Below are 19431 nucleotides of genomic sequence, written 5' to 3'. Positions count from 1 at the left end.
GGAGCCACCGCAGCTCAGCCCCGGTCGACGAAGACGACGCCGCGGTAGCCGGCTTCGCCCCAGGCGACCATGCGGTCGAGGTCGGCGTGGGCGATCGGCAGCTCGTGCGTGTCGACCCAGCTCTCGCCGAGCTCGGAGCTGATCCACGGGTCCTCGATCACGACGACCTCCTCGTCGGCCGCGTGCGCGAGCACCCAGTGCGGGCCGGTCTCGCCGTGCATCGGCGCCTCGTCGATGAGCAGGAGGGCGAGCTCGCCGCCCGCGACCCGCCGGGCGATCTCGGCGACGGCGACGCGCTCGCGCACGACGGGCACGCCGACCGCGTCGGCCTGCCGCTGCGACTCCGACTGCAGCTCGGCGCGGAAGTCGCGCTCGAAGCCCGAATACGCCTCGATCAGCACCGGGTCGTCGTGGTCGAGGTGCACCTCGACGCGACGCTCCGGCGGCAGGGTCTCGCGCATGACGACCCCCAGCCCGACCGGCTCGATCGCGGGATAGTTGCTCGCCCGGCGCCAGAAGGCGAGCTCGAGATCGCGGTCGGCGAGTGACGGCTCGGGCGCCGCATCGGCGGCGAAACCGCCGGCTCCCGCGACCTCCGCCGCGAGCAGGCCGGTCACGGCGCCGCAGGTGTACATCGTGGTCTGCGCGTAGTACGGCGCCTCGGCGTGCGGCAGCTCGCGCAGCCAGCGCACGAAGCCGCGGCTGCCGAGGGTGCCCGCCGCGGAGGGGTGCGGGGCGCGCAGCTCGGTGAAGCCGCGCTCGCGGGCGAAGTCCGGCAGCTCCTGGCCGAGGGGCACCTCCCACTTCACGGCGGCGTCGCCGTTCGCGAGCGCGCGGTCGAGGAGCTCGTCGACGAGCCCGGCGGCCGCCGGGGCATCCGACTCGCTCCGCCACCACACGTCGACGATCTTCACGGCCGCGGTCGCGCCGCGGCGCGAGCTCAGTACCGCGGCGACGGCGGCGCCGTCGCCGTCGCGGGCGACGTCGAGCCGCGGGGCGTACGCCTCGCGGGGCAGCTCCCAGCGTGCCGCACGGGCGGGCCCGAGCGCCGTGCGCAGCTCGTCGTCGAGCCGGGGGGAGAGGGTGGTGGTCATGCCGGGATGGTCCTTCCGTCGGTGCGGTGGTCGTGACTGTGCGTGTGGTCGTGACGGGGCGGGCGGTCGCGGTGCGCGGCGGCGACGAGGAGCTTCGTGTACTCCTCGACCGGTGCGTCGAGCACCCGGGCGCAGGGGCCCTGCTCGACGACGCGGCCCTGCCAGACGACCGTGACGGTGTCGGCGATCCGCCGCACCACCGCGAGGTCGTGCGAGATAAAGAGGATGGCGACGCCGAGCTCCTCGCGGAGCCGGCCGAGCAGCTCGAGGATCTGCGCCTGCACCTGCACGTCGAGCGCCGAGACGGACTCGTCGCAGATGAGCAGCCTGGGCCGGGGCGCGAGGGCCCGGGCGATGGCGACGCGCTGGCGCTGCCCGCCGGAGAGCTGCGCGGGGCGCTTCGCCGCGGCATCCGCGGGCAGGCCGACCGTCTCCAGCAGCCCGGCGATCTCCGTCGCCGGCCGCCCGCCGACGGCGAGCGCCTCGCGCAGGATCTGCCCGATCGTCATCATCGGGTTCAGCGAGGAGTACGGGTCCTGGAACACGATCTGCATCTGCCCGGGCGTCCGCGAGCGGCGGCCGGGCGCGAGCACCGCGCCGTCGAAGGCGATGGTGCCGCCGTCCTCCCGCTCCAGGCCCGCGATGCAGCGGGCGAGCGTCGACTTGCCGGAGCCGGACTCGCCGACGATGCCGACGATCTCCCCGGCCGCGACGTCGAGGTCGACGCCGCCGAGTACCGTGCGCTCGCCGAAGCGCTTCACGACGCCGGTGGCGCGCACGAGCGGTGCGGCGGCGGCCGCGTCAGTGGCGGACGCCCCGGCGTGCTCGGATGCCTCGGAGTGCCCGGATGCCTCGGAGTGCCCGGATGCCTCGGAGTGCCCGGATGTCTCGGCGTGCACGGGCGCGTCGAGCGCCAGCGCGGGGTCGGCGGCGATGAGCGCCTTCGTGTACTGATGCTCGGGCGCCGAGAGCACCCGGCCGGTGGCGCCCCGCTCGACGACCTCGCCGTGCCGCATGACGAGCACCTCGTCGGTGCGGCCCCGGACGAGGCCGAGGTCGTGCGAGATGAGCAGCATCGCCATGCCCCGCTCGTGCTGCAGCTCGCGCAGCAGGTCGAGGATCTCGGCCTGGTTCGAGGCGTCGAGCGCGGTGGTGGGCTCGTCGGCGATGAGCAGCCGCGGGTCGCTCGCGAGGGCCGCCGCGATCGCGACGCGCTGGCGCATGCCGCCCGACAGCTCGTGCGGGTGCGCCCGGGCGACCCGGGCCGGCAGGTTCACCTCGGCGAGCCGCCGGGCGACCTCCGCGTCGAGCTCGCGGGCGGGCAGCCGCCGTCCCGCCTTCGCCTCCAGGGTCCAGGCGATCTGCGGCCCGCAGCGGTGCACGGGCGACAGGCTCGTGAACGGGTCCTGCAGCAGCAGCGAGACCTCGCGGCCGCGCACGGCCCGCCACGAGGCATCCGTCTGCTCGAGCCGGTGCTCCCGGCCGTCGACGCGGAGCGTCCCCGCGGCGCGGAAGCCCGGCGGCAGCAGCCCGACGAGGCTCTTCGCCGTCAGCGTCTTGCCCGAGCCGGACTCGCCGATGAGGGCGAGCGAGGCGGCGGGCGCGATCGCGAAGGAGAGCGGCTCGACCATGCGGCCCGCGGGGCCCTCGATGCCGTCGAGGGTGACGTCGATGCCCGTCATGCCAGGCCTCCGCTCCGGGTGAGGCGCTGGCCGAGCCAATCGCCGACGAGGTTCACGGCGCAGGCGACCGCGATGATGAGCACTGCGGGCACGATCACCGCGGCCGGGTTGTCGAACATGATCGACCGGCTGTCGGTGAGCTGACGGCCCCAGTCCGCCGTGCCGGGCGGCACGCCGACGCCGAGGAACGACAGCGAGGAGAACGCGACGAGCGCGAACGCGACGTTCAGCATCGCGTTCGTGATGACGAGCGAGGACACGTTCGGCAGGATGTGCCGGAACATCACCCGCCAGCGCGACAGCGAGAGCATCTGCGCGGCCTCGATGTAGGGGCGCGCGCTCTGCTCGAGCACGCCGGCCCGCACGATGCGGATGTCGGAGGGGGAGAAGAGCAGCACGAGCAGGGCCACCGTCGTCCAGTAGCCGCCGCCGAAGACGCCGGACACGACGATCGCGGCGAGCAGCACGGGCAGGGCGAGGAGCAGATCGGTCCAGCGGCTGATCACGAAGTCGAGCGGGCCGCGTTCGTAGCCGGCGAGGGTGCCGAGCAGGATGCCGAGCAGCATCGAGCCGACCGCGACGCAGACGGGCCCGACGAGCGCCGAGGCCGCGCCCGCGACGGTGAGGGCGAGGATGTCCCGGCCGAGCTCGTCGGTGCCGAGCGGGTGGCCCGGGCTGCCGGCCGGCATGAGGCTTGAGAGGATGTCCTGCTTCGTGGCCTCCGGGTAGAGCACCGGCCCGAGCACGACTGCGAGGAACGCGGCGGCGAGCACGATGAGGCAGACGACGATGGTCGCGGGCACGCCGCGGCGGCGGCGGAAGCCGACGCCGACGGCGCCGAGCGAGGCGCTCATGCGGTGCCTCCCTTCGCGCGGACGCGCGGATCGAGCAGCAGGTAGGCGAGGTCGGCGAGCAGCGCGATCACCGCGATGACGAGGGCCACGAGCAGGGTGAGCGCCTGCACGACGGCGAGGTCCTTGAACAGCACCGAGTCCTGCAGCAGGGTGCCGAGGCCCGGCAGCGCGTAGGTCGTCTCGGCGAGCACCGTGCCGCCGACGAGGAAGGTGAGCAGGAGGCTCGCGCCCGTGACGATCGGGATCGCGGCGTTGCGGAGCGCGAGGCGGCGCACGCGCCCTTCGGGGATGCCGCGCGCCCTGGCGCTCGTCACGTAGTCGGCGTCGAGCTCGCGGAGCATCGCCGTGCGGGTGAGCTTCAGCACGATCGCGCCGAGCCCCGCGGCGAGCGTGATCGCGGGCAGGATCAGGTGGTACAGCGTGTCGAGCGGGCCGCGCCCGCCGCCGTACACGGGGAAGATCGGCAGGTAGTAGGCGAACACGTAGAGCAGCAGCAGGCCGACCGCGAAGGTCGGGGCGCTCAGGCCGATGACGCCGAGGGCGGTGCCGATGCGGTCGAGCACGCCGCCGGCGCGGACGGCGCTCTGCACGCCGAGCGGGATGCCGGTGCCGATCGCCGCGATGAAGGCGAGGCCGCACAGCGCGAGCGTGAGCCCGAGCCGCGAGCCGATCGCGTCGGCGACCGAGGTCTGCAGCCGGATCGACTGGCCGAAGTCGCCCGTCAGCACCCCGCCGAGCCAGCGCAGGTACTGCACGGGCAGCGGGTCGTCGAGGTGGTACTGCTCGCGGATCGCGGCGACCGCCTCCGGCGAGGCCGGGCGGGTGCCGAGGAGGGTCTTCACGAGGTCGCCCGGGGCGAGGTGCAGCATCGAGAAGACGACGATCGAGAGCACGAACAGGATCGCCACGGTGCCGAGCACGCGCACCGCGAGCATCCGGCCGATGGGCCGGAGTCGCGGTGCGCGCGCCGTGGGGAGGGTCTCGGTCACAGTTCGGCGCGGTAGAGCCGGGTCGGCCAGGACGAGATGAACGCGAAGGAGCTGTAATCGTCGAAGCCGAGGTCCTTCGCGAAGGCGGTCGCCGACTGGCCCCACCAGAGCGGGACGTTCACGACGTCCTCGGCCTGCAGCGTCTCGACCTGCACGAGCAGCTCGGCGCGGGCGACGGGGTCGGACTCGGCGCCGGCCTGGGCCAGCAGCTCGTCGATCTCCGGGTTGCTGTACGCCGAGGGGTTGCCCGGCCCGAGCAGGTAGCTCGGCACCTCGGCGGGGTCGCCGAGGGTCGAGAAGTACCACATCAGGCCGACGCCGTAGCTCGACGAGGCGTCGAGGCTCGCGAGCCACTCCTCGATCGGCACCTCGCGGACGTTCAGGGTGACCCCGATGGACGCGAGGTTCTCGGCGAGCGACTGCGCGGCCGTGCCGAGCTGGGGGCCGGTCGAGGGGGTGAGCAGCTCCGCCTCGAAACCGTCGGGGTGGCCGGAGGCGGCGAGGGCGGCCTTGGCTGCGTCGAGGTCGAAGTCGTACTGCGGGATCTCGGCGAGCACCGTGCGCGCCTCGTCGGCGTCGTAGGCCTTGCCGAGCGACTCGGGCGTCATGATCGCGGTCGCGGCCTCGCCGTGCCCGCGGAGGAGCTTGTCGACGACGGCGTCGCGGTCGACGGCGTGCGCGAAGGCCTCGCGCACCTTGGGGTCGTCGAAGGGCGGCAGCGAGGTGTTGAAGTACAGGCCCACGTAGGAGAGGTCGTTCACGTACTCGACCCGCATGGTGTCGAGCTTCTCCCACTGGCTCGCCTGCGCGAGCGGCACGTTGAACGCGACGTCGACGTCGCCGGACTGTGCGGCGAGGAGGCGGGTGGACTCGTCGGGGATGAACTCGACCGTGATCGACTTCACCTTCGGCAGCTCGCCCCACCAGGTGTCGACGCGCTCGAGCTGCACATGCGAGTCGGGCACGAACTCGGTGACCTGGTACGGGCCGGTGCCGAGCAGCAGCGACTCCGCGGTGCCGACCTTGCCGGCGTTCTGCTCCCAGAACGCCTGCGAGCTGATGAACGCGGCGCCGCCGGAGCTCATGTTCGAGGCGAACGCGGCGTCGGGCGCGGTGAGCGTGATCGTCACCTCGTGCTCGTCCGTCTTCTCGATCGTGTCGACGCCCGCGAGGTAGTAGGCGAGCCCGGGGGAGACCGTCTCGTCGCGCGCCTGCTCGAGGCTGTACACGACGTCGTCGGCGGTGACCGGCGTGCCGTCCTGGAACTCGGCGTCGTCGCGCAGCTCGTAGACGTAGGTCACGTCGTCGGTCTGCTCCCAGGACTCGGCGAGCCCGGGCTGCACGCGGCCCTGCGCGTCGACCGAGACGAGGCCCTCCTGCGCGATCGAGGCGATGTAGTAGTTCAGGATGCCGGCCTCCTGGCCGACGTAGAGGTTCGACAGCGAGCCGGGGAGGGCGACCGTGATGTGGTCGATCTCCTCGCCCGTGTCGGCGCCGACGCCGGTGCCGGGGTCGGGGGCGCCGGTCGCGCAGGCGGCCAGCAGCAGCACGCCGGCCGCTGCGGCGCCCGCGCGCGCGGCGCGGGAACGCGGGGAAACGGACATGGGGGATTCCTCCTCGAGGGGTCGGGGGAGCGGAGCGAGGGCGATGGGTTGCGCGAAGCGCGCGCGGTGCCCGTGCGAACGGCGGCGGGCGTCGGCGAGCGCCTCGACCTCGAGTCCGTTCGGACGGCGCGCGGCGAGCATGCGGAGGCTCGCCGCGACGGCGGGGATGGCGCTCGCCTCGGCGAGCGTCACGGCGACGGTGCGGGTGGAGCAGGCGGGGCGCAGCCCGAGCGCGCGCACCCCGGGCGGCGGCGCGGTCACGAAGGCCCGCTCGGGCAGGAACGCGACGCCGAGGCCGCCGGCCACGAGGGCGAGGGCGGCGTCCGGGCGGGAGACACGGAGGTCGCCCGTCGCGTCCTCCCGGCCGACGAGCTCGGCGACGAGCGCCGAGCGGGTGCCGTCGCCGAAGATCCAGGGCAGCCCGGTGAGCGCGGATGCCTCGACGCGCGCGTCGAGGGCGCCGGCCTCCGTGGCGGGCACCGCGGCGACGAGCTCCTCCGCGTAGAGGAACGTCGAGCGGAGTCCCGCCCGGCGGAGTCGTGCGCCGCGCTCGCCGGAGTCGCTGGTGGTGACGGCGATGTCGGCACGGCCGGAGCGGACGAGTTCGAGCGCCTCCTCGGTGCCGGCCTCGATGAGGCGGGCCTCGATTCCCGGCAGTTCGGCCGCGATGCGGGCGAGCGCGGGGGCGATCGTCGTCGCGATGGCCTCGGCGGGGGCGGCGATGCGCACGGTGCCGACCCGGTGGCCGAGGGCCCGGGCGAGTTCGGTGGCCGCGGCCGTGAGGCTCGCGTCGATGCGCGGGGCGTGCGTGGCGAGCAGGGCGCCGATGGGGGTGAGGGCCGCCGAGCGGGCGGTGCGGGCGACGAGCGCGGTGCCGAGGCGGGACTCGAGCCGCTGCACGTGCTGGGTGATGGTCGGCTGGCTGTAGCCGAGCGAGCGGGCGGCCGCGCTGATGGACCCGGTGCGGTCGATCGCGACCAGGATTCGCAGCGAGTGCACATCGAGCGCACGGGTCAGTGCGTCGATTTCGACGAAGCCCTCATCGTCCATAGGGGCAGGCTATAGATGTTCATGTTTCGATGGCGTAACAATATGTAGGCGGGCGTCACCGGGCGTCGTCGAGGAACTGCCACGATGAGCTGGCACGATGAGTTCGGCACACGAGACACAGCGAGGTGGCATGGATCTGCGGGCGGCGCACGAGGACTGGGTGCGGGAGCGCGAGGAGCGCGTCTGGGGCGAGCGGGGCATCGCGAGCCTCGCGGCCACGCACTGGCTCTGGACCGAGCCGCTCGAACTCGAGGGAGTGCCCGGTCGCTGGCACGCGGCCGACGGCGTCGTCGTCGGCGAGGCGGTCGACGGGCTCGACGGCGCGGCGCTCCGGCTCGCGCCCGGCGAGGAGGCCGAACTCGGCGGCATCCTCGTCCGCGCCTTCGAGCGCGACGGCTCGTTCGCGCTGCGCGTGCTCGACCCCGGCGCCGCCGCGCGGCGCGGCCTGTCCCGCATCGAACGCTTCCCGCTCGACCCCGCGGCGCGCGTGCCGGGCATCGTCCGGCGCCGCACGAGCGAGCAGCCGACGACCTCGGTCGACGGGCACTCGGCCCTGGGCGCCTTCGACGCCGTGGTCGAGCTCGAGCTCGACGGCCAGGCCGTGGCCCTCGCCGTGCAGGAGGACGAGGGCTGGTACTTCGCGGCTTTCTCCGACGCGACGAGCGGTGAGGAGAGTCATCCCTTCCGCTTCCTCCGCTTCCCGGTCCCCGAGGGCGAGCTGGCGGTCGTCGACTTCAACCGCGCCTACCTGCCGCCGTGCGCCTTCTCCGACCATTACGTCTGCGTGCTGCCGGTGCCCGGCAACCGCTGGTCGGTGCCGGTTCGGGCCGGCGAGCGCGTCGTCGGCTGAATCGGCGAGTCGGATTCCCCGGCTGAGGCGGAATTTCCGGCGGAGCCGTATATCCTGAGGGGGCTATGGACGACTTCTGGGCGAATGCGATCTGGTCGCTGGCGCCGACCGTGCTCATCGGACTCATCTTCTGGTTCGTGATGCGGGCGCTCATGCGCGCCGATCGCAACGAGCGCAAGGCGTACGCCCGCATCGAAGCCGAAGAGCGCGCGAAGCGGGCGCGCGAGCGCCACGCCGGCTAGGCCTCTGTGATCACGGGGGAGCAGGTGGCGCTGATCGCCGCCGGCGTCGTCATCCTGATCGATCTCGTCGTGCGCGTCGTCGCCGTCATCGTCGTCCCCCGCAACCGCCGGCCCACGGCCGGCATGGCGTGGCTGCTCGCCATCTTCTTCATCCCGATCCTCGGGGCGCTCATCTTCCTGCTGATCGGCAACCCCAAGCTGCCGCGCGGACGGCGCAAGCGTCAGGCCGAGGTCGACCGCTTCATCCGCGAGTCCACGCACGGCGTCGAGCGGGCGAGCGACCCCGCCGGCTGGCCCGACTGGTTCGAGGGGGTCGTGCGGCTGAACCGCAATCTGGGCGCGATGCCGCTGATCGGCTCCAACAGCGCCCAGCTCATCGGCGACTACGAGGGCTCGCTCGCCGCGATGACCGACGCCGTGCACGACGCGAAGCGCTACGTGCACGTCGAGTTCTACATCTTCGCGTACGACCGCACCACGGCCGCCTTCTTCGACGCCCTCGGCGCGGCCGTCGACCGCGGGGTCGAGGTGCGGGTGCTGCTCGACCACATCGCCTCGGCGCGGGTCGCCGGCTACCGGCAGACGCTCCGCAAGCTCGACGAGATGGGGGTGCGCTGGCAGCTCATGCTGCCCGTGCAGCCGTGGCGCTGGAAGTACCAGCGGCCCGATCTGCGCAACCACCGCAAGATCCTCGTCGTCGACGGCGAGATCGGCTTCCTCGGCTCGCAGAACGTGATCGACCGCAGCTACAACAAGAAGAGCAACCAGCGCCGCGGGCTCAAATGGAAGGAGCTCGTCGCGCGCCTCGAAGGGCCGATCGTCTCGGGCCTCGACGCGATCTTCGCGACCGACTGGTACCTCGAGACCGACGAGCCGCCGCAGCGCGACGAGTTCGACGGGGCGTTCTCGCAGCCGGGCGAGGCGCAGGCGCTCGACTGCCAGGTCGTGCCCTCCGGCCCCGGCTTCCCGAACGAGAACAACCTCAAGCTCTTCCTCGCCCTGCTCTACGCCGCCCGCGAGAAGCTCATCATCACCTCGCCGTACTTCGTGCCCGACGAGGCCATGCTCCGCGCGATCAGCGGCGCCACCCAGCGCGGCGTGCACGTCGAGCTCTTCGTCTCCGAGATCGGCGACCAGGCCCTCGTCTACCACGCGCAGCGCTCCTACTACGAGGCGCTGCTGCGGGCGGGCGTGCGCATCTACATGTACAAGGCGCCGTACATCCTGCACGCCAAGCACTTCACCGTCGACGACGAGGTCGCCGTCATCGGCTCCTCGAACATGGACATCCGCTCCTTCGAGCTGAACGCCGAGGTGTCGCTGCTCGTGCGCGGCTCCTCCTTCGTGCGCGAGATGCGGCGGATCGAGGACGGCTACCGCCGCGACAGCCGCGAGCTCACCCTCGACGAGTGGCTGAAGCAACCGCTGCGCTCGACCGTGCTCGACAACCTCGCCCGGCTCACCTCGGCGCTGCAGTAGCGCAGCCGCCCGGCCGCGTCAGCTGCGCGGCTTGAGCCGGACGGTCGGCAGCTCGGGCGCGGGCAGTGCCTCGCCCGGGTAGTCCGCGACGGTGCCGAAGCGCCCGTCCGGGTTGTCCCGCCCGATCACCTCGGACTGCCACTGGCGGCGGAACTCGGCGACCTCCTCATGGCTGCGGCCGATGAAGTTCCACCACATCACGAGCTCCTCGCCGAAGGGCGTGCCGCCGAGCAGCACGACGCGCACCGGCTCGGCGCCGGCCCGCAGCCGCACGCCCTCGTGCCGGGGCGGCAGGTAGCCGAGCTCGGCCCGCTCGAGCGTCGCGGTGTGCCCGGCGACCGCGAGCGGGTCGCCGCCGACCATCGCCTCGAGGTCCTCGTCCTCGGTCGCGGCGATCGCGAGGTGCACGGGACCGCGGTCGACGAGGATGCCGTGCTCGAAGCCGGGCTCGAGCTCGATCCACGCCTCGCCGCCGGCCGGCAGGTCGATCTGCGCCGCGACGAGGGGCGTGAAGACCGTGACGGCCGCCTCGTCGTCGAGCCCGGGCAGCGTGCCGACGAAGACGCGCACGACGGCGTCGTCGACGCTCGCCTCGCCCACCTCGGCGTGCTCGAAGAAGGGGGCCACGTCGCGCGAGCCGTCGGGCAGGGCGACCCAGAGCTGCACGCCGTGCAGGGTGGTGGTCGCCGGCGTCGACACCTCGGAGTGCGAGATGCCGTGGCCCGCGGTCATCAGGTTCACCGCGCCGGGGCGCACGAGCGCGTGGCTGCCGGTCGAGTCGCGGTGCTCGATCTCGCCCTGGAACAGCCAGCTCACGGTCTGCAGCCCGGTGTGCGGGTGCGGCGGCACGACCATGCCGCCCGTCTCGGCGACGTCGTCGGGGCCGTAGTGGTCGGCGAAGCACCACGCGCCGATGGTCGTGCGGCCGCGCTGCGGCAGGGTTCGCCGCACGGGCATGGCGCGCGGGCCGCCGAGCGGCACGTCGCGCGGGCGGAGCACCTCGATCGCGGCCCCGGCGCCCTCGGCGTGGCATCGCAGTTCGACCGGGTCCCGCTCGAGGTTGCTCATGCGAGGCATCCTATGCCCGTCGGATGAGCCTCCCGGCGAGCCCTCCGGCGCCCGCTTCAACCCGGCGCCCGGCAGCCGATAACATGGGCGCATGGTTTCTTCCACGGGCATCCGTCGTGCGTCGCTGGCCGCTGCTGCGCTGGCATCGGTCTTCCTCCTCTCGGCGTGCGCGCCGGGCACGAGCCCGGTCGAGAACTTCCCGGGTCTGCCCGAGGCCGAGCACGGCGAGGCCGGCCACGAGACCGGCGGCGAGGAGAGCGCCCTGCAGGCGCAGTGGCTCGAGCTCGGCGGCAAGCTCGCCGTCACCACCTTCGGCTCCTCGACCTGCCCGGTCGTCGGCACCGACATCAAGGTGCTGAAGCCGGCCGGCGAGGGCAACACGGTCGAGATCGTCGTGCCCGAGCCCGACGCGACCACGCCCTGCACCATGGACTACGTGCCGCACACCACGGTCTTCTGGACCCCGATGAACGTCACCACCACCGAGAAGCTCACGGTGCTGCTCGGCGACGAGAAGTTCGTCCTCCCCATCAAGTAGGGAGCCGGGCCACCCGACGGGCCGTCGGCGCTGCGTGCGCCGGCGGCCCGTCGTCGTTCGTCAAGTCCGGTGCGCCCACGGCGAACAGCGCCCCGCGAGCCATCCGCCTTGTTTACGCTCGTTGTATCGATGCCCACACAGCCGGCGTCGACGAGGAGTTGATGATGTTCGAGAGATTCACCGACCGCGCCCGCCGTGTCGTCGTCCTGGCCCAAGAAGAGGCCAAGATGCTGAACCACAACTACATCGGCACCGAGCACATCCTGCTCGGCCTCATCCACGAGGGCGAGGGCGTCGCGGCGAAGGCGCTCGAGTCGCTCGGCATCTCGCTCGACGCCGTGCGCGAGCAGGTGCAGGACATCATCGGCCAGGGCCAGCAGCAGCCGACCGGGCACATCCCCTTCACGCCGCGCGCGAAGAAGGTGCTCGAGCTGTCGCTGCGCGAGGCGCTGCAGCTCGGCCACAACTACATCGGCACCGAGCACATCCTCCTCGGCCTCATCCGCGAGGGCGAGGGCGTCGCCGCCCAGGTGCTCGTGAAGCTCGGCGCCGACCTCAACCGCGTGCGCCAGCAGGTCATCCAGCTCCTCTCCGGCTACCAGGGCAAGGAGCAGGTGCAGGTCGGCGCGAACGAGCAGCAGCAGGCCCAGGGCGGCTCGCAGATCCTCGACCAGTTCGGCCGCAACCTCACGCAGGCCGCCCGCGAGGGCAAGCTCGACCCGGTCATCGGGCGCGAGAAGGAGATCGAGCGGGTCATGCAGATCCTCTCCCGCCGCTCCAAGAACAACCCCGTCCTCATCGGCGAGCCCGGCGTCGGCAAGACCGCCGTCGTCGAGGGCCTCGCGCAGGCGATCGTCAAGGGCGAGGTGCCCGAGACGCTGAAGGACAAGCAGCTCTACTCGCTCGACCTCGGCTCGCTCATCGCGGGCAGCCGCTACCGCGGCGACTTCGAGGAGCGCCTGAAGAAGGTCACGAAGGAGATCCGCACCCGCGGCGACATCATCGTCTTCATCGACGAGATCCACACGCTCGTGGGCGCCGGCGCGGCCGAGGGCGCGATCGACGCCGCCTCGATCCTGAAGCCGCTGCTCGCCCGCGGCGAGCTGCAGACCATCGGCGCGACGACGCTCGACGAGTACCGCAAGCACTTCGAGAAGGACGCGGCCCTCGAGCGCCGCTTCCAGCCGATCCAGGTCAACGAGCCCAGCCTGCCGCACGCCATCAACATCCTGAAGGGCCTGCGCGACCGCTACGAGGCGCACCACAAGGTGTCGATCACCGACGGCGCGATCGTCGCGGCGGCGAACCTCGCCGACCGGTACATCTCCGACCGCTTCCTGCCCGACAAGGCGATCGACCTGATCGACGAGGCCGGCGCGCGCCTGCGCCTCTCGATCCTCTCGAGCCCGCCCGAGCTGCGCGAGTTCGACGAGAAGATCGCGACCGTGCGCTCCGCGAAGGAGACCGCGATCGAGGAGCAGGACTTCGAGAAGGCGGCGTCGCTGCGCGACGAGGAGAAGAACCTCCTCGGCGAGCGGCTGCGCCTCGAGAAGCAGTGGAAGTCGGGCGACGTCAAGACGACCGCGGTCGTCGACGAGGGCCTGATCGCCGAGGTGCTCGCCCAGGCCACCGGCATCCCGGTGTTCAAGCTCACCGAGGAGGAGTCGAGCCGCCTCGTCTTCATGGAGAAGGCGCTGCACGAGCGCGTCATCGGCCAGGAGGACGCGATCGCCGCGCTCAGCCGCACGATCCGCCGCACCCGCGCCGGCCTCAAGGACCCGAAGCGCCCCTCGGGCTCGTTCATCTTCGCCGGCCCCACGGGCGTCGGCAAGACCGAGCTCGCCAAGGCGCTCGCCGAGTTCCTCTTCGACGACGAGGCGGCGATGATCTCGCTCGACATGTCGGAGTACGGCGAGAAGCACACGGTCTCGCGCCTGTTCGGCGCCCCTCCCGGCTTCGTCGGCTTCGAGGAGGGCGGCCAGCTCACCGAGAAGGTGCGCCGCAAGCCGTTCTCGGTCGTGCTCTTCGACGAGATCGAGAAGGCCCACCCGGACATCTTCAACTCGCTCCTGCAGATTCTGGAGGAGGGTCGTCTCACCGACGGTCAGGGTCGTGTCGTCGACTTCAAGAACACCGTCATCATCATGACGACGAACCTCGGCACGAAGGACATCTCGGGCGGCCCCGTCGGTTTCCAGATGGAGGGCGACACGCGCACGGGCTACGACCTCATGCGCGCGAAGGTCAACGAGGAGCTGAAGAAGCACTTCAAGCCGGAGTTCCTGAACCGCGTCGACGACATCATCGTCTTCCCGCAGCTGTCGAAGGCCGAGCTCAAGCAGATCGTCGACCTCTTCGTCAAGCGGCTCGGCGAGCGCATGCTCGACCGCGACATGACGATCGAGCTCACCTCCGAAGCGAAGGACCGCCTGATCGAGGTCGGCTTCGACCCGGCGCTCGGCGCCCGTCCGCTGCGCCGCGCGGTGCAGCGCGAGGTGGAGGACCGCCTCTCCGAGAAGATCCTGCACGGCGAGCTCAACTCGGGCGACCACGTGAAGGTCGACTTCCAGGACGGCGAGTTCGTCTTCGTGACGACGCAGCGGGCCCTGCCCGCGAACGTCGGCGTGAACACCAATGCGGCGCTCGGCACCGGCTCGGCGACGCCCGACCTGGCGGCCGCCTCCGGCGAGTAGTCCCCGCCGGCCGACTCCGGATGCCCCGTGCTCGACGAGCACGGGGCATCCGCCGTTTCCGCCCGTTTACCGTCGGCGAGCCGCGCGGTCCTACGATTGGGCGATGACCGACTTCACGGTGCGCCGGGCGCGCACGAGCGATGTGCCGAGGATCATCGACGTCGTGGAGCCGTTCGTCAGCCGACGAATCCTGCTCGGCAAGGAGCGGGTCGACCTCTACGGGGCGATCCAGGAGTTCCGGGTCGCCGAGGACGCCGAGGGCCAGGTCATCGGCGCCGGCGCCCTGCACGTGATCTGGGAGGACCTCGGCGAGGTCCGCACGCTCGCGGTCGCCGAGGAGTGGCTCGGCCGCGGCGTCGGGCACGCCCTGCTCGACGCGCTCGAGCACGACGCCCGCGAGCTCGGCCTGTCGCGGCTGTTCTGCCTGACGTTCGAGGTGGGATTCTTCGGCCGGAACGGCTTCGAGGACATGGGCGAGGAGACCGTCGACCCCGAGGTGTACGCCGAGCTCGTGCGCTCGCACGACGAGGGCGTCGCCGAGTTCCTCGACCTCGCCCGGGTGAAGCAGAACACGCTCGGCAACACGCGCATGCTGAAGCGCCTCTGAGCCGAGCTGGGGGATGCCCCGGCGCGCCGCGTGCCTGCCCGGCGCCGCGCGCCGCTCGACGTACCCTGTGGCCATGTCGACGAACCCTGCACCGAACGGGCGGCTCTCGCCCGCGGTGTACCGGCGTCGCCGGCTGATGGTGCTGCTCGGCGTCGTCGCGGTGATCGTCGCGATCGTGCTCGTCATCGTGCGCCCGGGCTCCAGCCAGGGCGACGAGAAAACGCCTCCGCCGGCGGAGAAGACGACGGATGCCCCGGCCAGCACGGCGCCGGAGACCGTCATCCCGACCGAGGAGACCGCCGCCGACGGCGCCCCGTGCGACCCCGCGCAGCTGCTCGTCGAGGCGGTCACCGACATGGGGCAGTATCAGGCGGGGGAGCAGCCGCAGCTCTCCCTGTCGATCACGAACACCGGCAAGAACGTCTGCGTCATGAACGCGGGCACCGCGGTGCAGGAGTTCACGATCAGCAGCGGCGACGAGGTCTACTGGCGCTCGAGCGACTGCCAGACCGATGCGGTCGACGCGCAGGTCTCGCTCACGCCCGGCACCCCGGTCAGCTCGGCCGTGCCGATCGTCTGGGACCGCACCCGCTCCTCGACCGACACGTGCACCGGCGCGCGCGAGGCCGTGCCCGCCGACGGCGCCTCGTACCACCTCGAGGTCTCCGTCGACGGCATCACCTCGGCCGAGACGAAGCAGTTCCTGCTGTACTGAGCGGTCGCTAGAGCTCGCCGAGGATGCGCGCGCGGGTCTGCTCGTACTCCGCGTCGCTCACCCGGCCCTGCTCGCGCAGACGATCGAGCTCGGCGAGCCGCTCGGATGCGCTCGGGGCGTGCGCCGGGGCGTTCTGCGACGCGGCGGGGCTCGGGGTCGCTTGGTTGCGGGAGACCCGCACGACGACGAGCACGATGGCCGCGACGATCGCGAGTGGCACGAGGACCATGCCGAGGATGATGAGCGCGTGCCAGCCGTCGAATCCCATGAACATGGCTCGAGCCTAACGCCGGGGGGTCAGCGGTCTTCGATGCGCAGGCCGAGCTGGGCCGCGAAGTGCTCGGCGAGGGCAGCGGCCTGCTGCGAGTCGATCGTGGCGCCGGCGAGGCCCTCGAGGCTGCGGATGGCGCGGATGTCGAGGCCGCGCAGGTCGACGTCCTGCATGGTGGTGCGGGTGACCACGAGTTCGCCGACGGTGCAGTCCTCGAAGGCGACCCGGGCGAGGGTGGCCTCGCCGAGGTCGAGCTCGTCGAAGGTGCAGCCGCGGAAGCGGACGTCGCGCAACTGGGCGGCCCGCAGGTTGACCCAGCCGAGCTTGGACTGCTCGACGACGAGGGAGTGCAGTTCGGCGTCGTAGAGCTCGGCGGAGCCGATGCGGGAGCCCTCGATGCGCACGTCGCGGAACGTCGAGCGCGCCGCGGAGAGGACCGGGGCGTTCAACCGCTCGATGCGCGTCTCGAGGAAGCGGGCGGCGCGGAACGAGGCCTCGTGCGCGTTCCACCCCACGAGCTCGCATTCGGAGAACGTCGCGCCGGAGAGGTCGCGGCCCTCGACCTCGGCGTCGACGAAGCGGAGCCCCTCGACGGTGCGCTGCGGGCCGAGCTCTGCGGCGTCGCCGGGCCGGAGGTCGTCGAGGCGGAGCGGGTCGATCTGGGGCGCACGGGTGGGCTTGGGCATGGCTGCACGCTATTGGCCGCGACCGACATGGCGGCCTGGCGCACGTTCGCGCGCGGTTACGCTGGAGGCATGGCAGGCACGGGCAAGAAGAAGGCGAAGGAGCCCCTCGAGTTCCGTTCGCAGGCGCTCGCGGAGGCGCTCGAACGGCAGGACATGGCGGCGGTCGCCCTCGCTCTGCGCCACGGCAACACCGTCGTGCCGCTCGTGAAGCCCGGCCCGCGCGACCGACCGCTCGACGGCGGCGAGGTGTGGACCTACCGCGACCCGAAGACCGGCGAGGTCGCGCTGCTGCTCTTCAGCGATGCGGCGAACAAGCCGGCGAACCTGCCGCCCGCGGTGGGGCTGCAGAGCCCCGGCTGGCTGCGCAGCTTCCTGAAGCGCTACGAGTCGACGATCACCACGGTGTTCCTCGACATCGCCGGCCCGCACCCGATGCAGGCGCCGCCCGGCGAGCTGCTGCGCGCGTTGGAAGCGTAGGCCCAACCGCCGCATTCGAGGACGAGCGCATCCGCCGACGAGCTCAGAACGCGGCGTCGAGCTCGCGCTCGCGTGAGCCCTTGGCGGCGAGCATCGCCCGCTCGACGGCGGCGCGCACGCTGCCCGCCTCGACGTCGAGGATCGAGGTGTAGCCGAGCCGGCGGGCCTCGGTGGCGCGCTGCGTCGCCGCGGCGACGGGGCGCACCTCGCCCGCGAGGCTGATCTCGCCGAAGGCGGCGAGCTCGTGCGGCACCGCCCGGTCGCGCATCGCCGAGGCGATGGCCACCGCGATGGCGAGGTCGGCGCCCGGCTCGACGAGGCGCACGCCGCCGACGGTGGAGACGTAGACGTCGTGCTCGCCGAGTGCCTTGAGCCCCGCCCGTCGCTCGAGCACGGCGAGGATCATGGCCACCCGCGAGGGGTCGACGCCGTTCACCACGCGACGCGGCTGCGGCGCCTTCGTCGCGACGACGAGCGCCTGCACCTCGACGGGCAGCGCCCGGCGACCCTCGAGGGCCACGGTGACGCAGGTGCCGCTCACCGAGGTGCGGGCGCGGCTGAGGAACAGGCCGGAGGGGTCGGGCACCTCGGCGATGCCGTCGCCGGTCATTTCGAAGCAGCCGACCTCGTCGGTGGGGCCGAAGCGGTTCTTGAGCGCCCGCACGAAGCGCAGCGAGGTTTGCCGGTCGCCCTCGAAGTGGCACACGACGTCGACGAGGTGCTCGAGCAGGCGGGGACCGGCGATCGTGCCGTCTTTCGTGACGTGACCGACGAGGAGCAGCGGCAGATCACGCTCCTTCGCGACGCGGATGAGCGTGGAGGCCACCTCGCGCACCTGGCTCGGCTGACCCGGCAGGCCGTCGACGAGGGAGCTCGCGACCGTCTGCACCGAGTCGACGATGAGCAACTCGGGGGAGACCTCGTCGATCTGCCCGAGCACCGTGGCGAGATCGGCCTCGGCGGCGAGATAGAGCTCGTCGTGCAGGGCGCCCGTACGGCCCGCCCGCAGCCGCACCTGGGCGGCCGACTCCTCGGCGCTGACGTACAGCACGCGACGGCCGCTCGCGGCGACGCGGGCGGCGACCTCGAGCAGCAGGGTGGACTTGCCGACGCCGGGCTCGCCGGAGAGCAGGATGGCGGCGCCCGCGACGATGCCGCCGCCGAGCACCCGATCGAACTCGCCGATGCCGCTCGCGCGATGGCTCGTGGCCGCGACCTCGATGTGCGCGATGGGCCGCGCGGCCTGCGACGGCGCGATGGCGGCGGCCTTGACGGTGCGCGTGATGCCGGTTGGCGCCGCGGCCTCGACGACGGTGCCCCACTGCTGGCACTCGGCGCAGCGGCCGACCCATTTGGCGGTGCTCCACCCGCACTCGGTGCAGCGGAAGGCGGTGCTCGTTCGGGCCATGCCCAGAGCCTAGCCGCGGCCCCCGACACGGCCCCGCAGCTCGGCCAGCCGCGAGATCACCGCGGGTCGGAACGCGCCGGCCCAGACCCGGTAGCCGCGGTCGTTCGGGTGGAACCAGTCCTTCGCGAAGCCGGTCAGGATGCCGCGCACGCCCTGCCGCCGCGTCGCCTCGTGCAGCGGCACGACGACGAGTCCGCGCACCGCGGCTTCGCGGCGGAGGATCGCGTTCGCCTCGGCGACCTTGCGCTCGTTCGCGGGGAAGTAGAAGCAGGGCAGATCCGCCACCACGGCGTGCTCGGGGACCGCGTCGAACACGGCACGGATGCCCTCGGCGAAGGCCGCGGCATCCCAGTCGGCGATGTCGTTCGCGCCGATCGCGACGGTCACGACATCGGGGCGCAGCTTGCTGAAGCGGGGCAGCTGGTCGCGCACCGCGAGCCCGACGGTCGCCCCGGAGACGCTGAGGTTCACAACCCGCACCGTGCGCCCGCTGCGGGTGCGGAGCTCGTCGGCGAGCAGGCCGACGTAGCCGAGATCGGGACGGCTCGCGCCGATGCCCTGGGCGGCGCTGTCGCCGATGGCGACGTAGAGCAGCTCGCCGCGGGTCTTGGCGAGCTCGCGCCACCACTTCGAGTGCACGGGGAGCGTCTCGTTCAGGACCGCGGACTGCTCGCGCCGGCGCTCGCCGAAGGCGCGCCAGCCGAGGGCGCCGGCGGCCGCGGCGGCGCCGATCCCTCCGGCGACGAGCGCGATGGTGGCGAGGCGGTGCGGTGCGGGCATGCGACGAAACTATGGGTGTCCGCTGAACGTCGGCTGAGCCATCCGCCGTCCGTCCGTTTTGGCCAGCCGGGCGGGATCGTCTACTATCGATCCCGGTGACGTGTCCGAGCGGCCGAAGGTGCAACTCTCGAAAAGTTGTGTAGGGTAACCCCCTACCGTGGGTTCAAATCCCACCGTCACCGCCAGAATGAAACCCCTGCGATGCCCAAAGAACATTGGGATCGCAGGGGTTTCATTGTGTACTTGCGGCCTTCCGACGACGGCCCGCACGACCCAGGTTCGAGTTGAGCCTGCTCACTGCGTCGCGCCCATCGCCGCCTGTTCGAGACGAGCCAGGATGCTCG

Annotated in this window: 18 protein-coding genes and 1 tRNA gene; 9 read left to right on the top strand and 10 right to left on the bottom strand. The window is 72.3% G+C overall.

The genetic code is table 11. The features are described from left to right. Window positions 1-14: 14 nt before the first annotated feature. From ACFWE1_RS05360 to ACFWE1_RS05340, 5 genes are read right to left on the bottom strand one after another with little or no spacing between them, the layout of a single operon-like run. A complete protein-coding gene (locus ACFWE1_RS05360) occupies window positions 15-1094 on the bottom strand; it encodes a peptidase C39 family protein (protein WP_376932451.1) in 1080 nt (359 codons plus the stop codon). Then, on the bottom strand, window positions 1091-2776 hold the full coding sequence (locus tag ACFWE1_RS05355) for an ATP-binding cassette domain-containing protein (protein ID WP_376932450.1): 1686 nt from the start codon (window positions 2774-2776) through the stop codon (window positions 1091-1093). Before ACFWE1_RS05355 ends, ACFWE1_RS05360 begins: the two co-directional genes overlap by 4 nt. Continuing rightward, window positions 2773-3630, bottom strand: coding sequence for an ABC transporter permease (locus ACFWE1_RS05350; RefSeq protein WP_376932449.1), 858 nt, complete (start codon window positions 3628-3630; stop codon window positions 2773-2775). Before ACFWE1_RS05350 ends, ACFWE1_RS05355 begins: the two co-directional genes overlap by 4 nt. Next, entirely contained in the window at window positions 3627-4619 is a 993-nt protein-coding gene (locus ACFWE1_RS05345) for an ABC transporter permease (protein ID WP_376932448.1), read from the bottom strand. The genes ACFWE1_RS05350 and ACFWE1_RS05345 overlap by 4 nt, the downstream gene beginning before the upstream one ends. Further along, on the bottom strand, window positions 4616-7273 hold the full coding sequence (locus tag ACFWE1_RS05340) for an ABC transporter substrate-binding protein (RefSeq protein ID WP_376932447.1): 2658 nt from the start codon (window positions 7271-7273) through the stop codon (window positions 4616-4618). The genes ACFWE1_RS05345 and ACFWE1_RS05340 overlap by 4 nt, the downstream gene beginning before the upstream one ends. Window positions 7274-7403: 130 nt before the next feature. Between ACFWE1_RS05340 and ACFWE1_RS05335 the strand changes: the two genes are divergently transcribed. The 3 genes from ACFWE1_RS05335 (at window position 7404) to cls (ending at window position 9844) form a co-directional block, all read left to right on the top strand. After that, the gene (locus ACFWE1_RS05335) at window positions 7404-8123 is read left to right on the top strand and encodes a DUF1684 domain-containing protein (RefSeq protein WP_376932446.1); all 720 of its coding nucleotides are present in this window, start codon (window positions 7404-7406) and stop codon (window positions 8121-8123) included. A gap of 65 nt (window positions 8124-8188) precedes the next feature. After that, on the top strand, window positions 8189-8365 hold the full coding sequence (locus ACFWE1_RS05330; RefSeq protein WP_189083612.1) for a hypothetical protein: 177 nt from the start codon (window positions 8189-8191) through the stop codon (window positions 8363-8365). 9 nt (window positions 8366-8374) lie between these two features. After that, window positions 8375-9844, top strand: coding sequence for a cardiolipin synthase (gene cls / locus ACFWE1_RS05325; RefSeq protein ID WP_376933068.1), 1470 nt, complete (start codon window positions 8375-8377; stop codon window positions 9842-9844). Between the two features lie 18 nt (window positions 9845-9862). Here cls and ACFWE1_RS05320 read toward each other — a convergent pair whose 3' ends face one another. Continuing rightward, the gene (locus tag ACFWE1_RS05320; protein WP_376932445.1) at window positions 9863-10912 is read right to left on the bottom strand and encodes a pirin family protein; all 1050 of its coding nucleotides are present in this window, start codon (window positions 10910-10912) and stop codon (window positions 9863-9865) included. Between the two features lie 91 nt (window positions 10913-11003). On the opposite strand from ACFWE1_RS05320, the gene ACFWE1_RS05315 reads away from it, so the two are divergent. The 4 genes from ACFWE1_RS05315 to ACFWE1_RS05300 all read left to right on the top strand — a co-directional run bounded on the left by ACFWE1_RS05315 (window position 11004) and on the right by ACFWE1_RS05300 (window position 15465). Then, window positions 11004-11450 (top strand): hypothetical protein, encoded by a 447-nt coding sequence (locus ACFWE1_RS05315; RefSeq protein ID WP_376932444.1) that lies wholly within the window; start codon window positions 11004-11006, stop codon window positions 11448-11450. Window positions 11451-11614: 164 nt separating this feature from the next. After that, window positions 11615-14143: an ATP-dependent Clp protease ATP-binding subunit gene (locus tag ACFWE1_RS05310; protein WP_376933067.1), complete on the top strand. Its 2529-nt coding sequence runs from the start codon at window positions 11615-11617 to the stop codon at window positions 14141-14143. 103 nt (window positions 14144-14246) lie between these two features. Continuing rightward, complete coding sequence (locus ACFWE1_RS05305) at window positions 14247-14750, top strand: amino-acid N-acetyltransferase (protein ID WP_376932443.1); 504 nt, start codon at window positions 14247-14249, stop codon at window positions 14748-14750. Between the two features lie 73 nt (window positions 14751-14823). Continuing rightward, the gene (locus ACFWE1_RS05300) at window positions 14824-15465 is read left to right on the top strand and encodes a hypothetical protein (RefSeq protein WP_376932442.1); all 642 of its coding nucleotides are present in this window, start codon (window positions 14824-14826) and stop codon (window positions 15463-15465) included. A 7-nt stretch (window positions 15466-15472) separates the two neighbouring features. Here the strand turns inward: ACFWE1_RS05300 and ACFWE1_RS05295 are convergent, their stop codons facing one another. Then, window positions 15473-15739 (bottom strand): SHOCT domain-containing protein, encoded by a 267-nt coding sequence (locus tag ACFWE1_RS05295; protein WP_376932441.1) that lies wholly within the window; start codon window positions 15737-15739, stop codon window positions 15473-15475. A gap of 23 nt (window positions 15740-15762) precedes the next feature. Further along, window positions 15763-16422 carry a pentapeptide repeat-containing protein gene (locus ACFWE1_RS05290; protein ID WP_376932440.1) on the bottom strand — a complete coding sequence of 220 codons (660 nt, stop codon included), beginning with the start codon at window positions 16420-16422 and terminating at the stop codon, window positions 15763-15765. A 69-nt stretch (window positions 16423-16491) separates the two neighbouring features. Here ACFWE1_RS05290 and ACFWE1_RS05285 point away from each other — a divergent pair, with 69 nt between their 5' ends. Further along, window positions 16492-16899, top strand: coding sequence for a dehydrogenase (locus ACFWE1_RS05285; protein ID WP_285463033.1), 408 nt, complete (start codon window positions 16492-16494; stop codon window positions 16897-16899). A gap of 43 nt (window positions 16900-16942) precedes the next feature. Here ACFWE1_RS05285 and radA read toward each other — a convergent pair whose 3' ends face one another. After that, window positions 16943-18307: a DNA repair protein RadA gene (gene radA, locus ACFWE1_RS05280; protein WP_376932439.1), complete on the bottom strand. Its 1365-nt coding sequence runs from the start codon at window positions 18305-18307 to the stop codon at window positions 16943-16945. Window positions 18308-18316: 9 nt separating this feature from the next. Then, entirely contained in the window at window positions 18317-19087 is a 771-nt protein-coding gene (locus tag ACFWE1_RS05275) for an SGNH/GDSL hydrolase family protein (RefSeq protein ID WP_376932438.1), read from the bottom strand. 94 nt (window positions 19088-19181) lie between these two features. On the opposite strand from ACFWE1_RS05275, the gene ACFWE1_RS05270 reads away from it, so the two are divergent. After that, a tRNA-Ser gene (locus ACFWE1_RS05270) sits at window positions 19182-19272 on the top strand. Window positions 19273-19431: the final 159 nt, after the last annotated feature.

Origin of the sequence: Agromyces sp. NPDC060279, from assembly GCF_042726785.1 — a bacterium.
Classification (GTDB): Bacteria; Actinomycetota; Actinomycetes; order Actinomycetales; family Microbacteriaceae; genus Agromyces.
The sequence above is the reverse complement of the archived record's forward strand: the minus strand, read 5'-3'. Positions and strand labels throughout refer to the sequence as shown.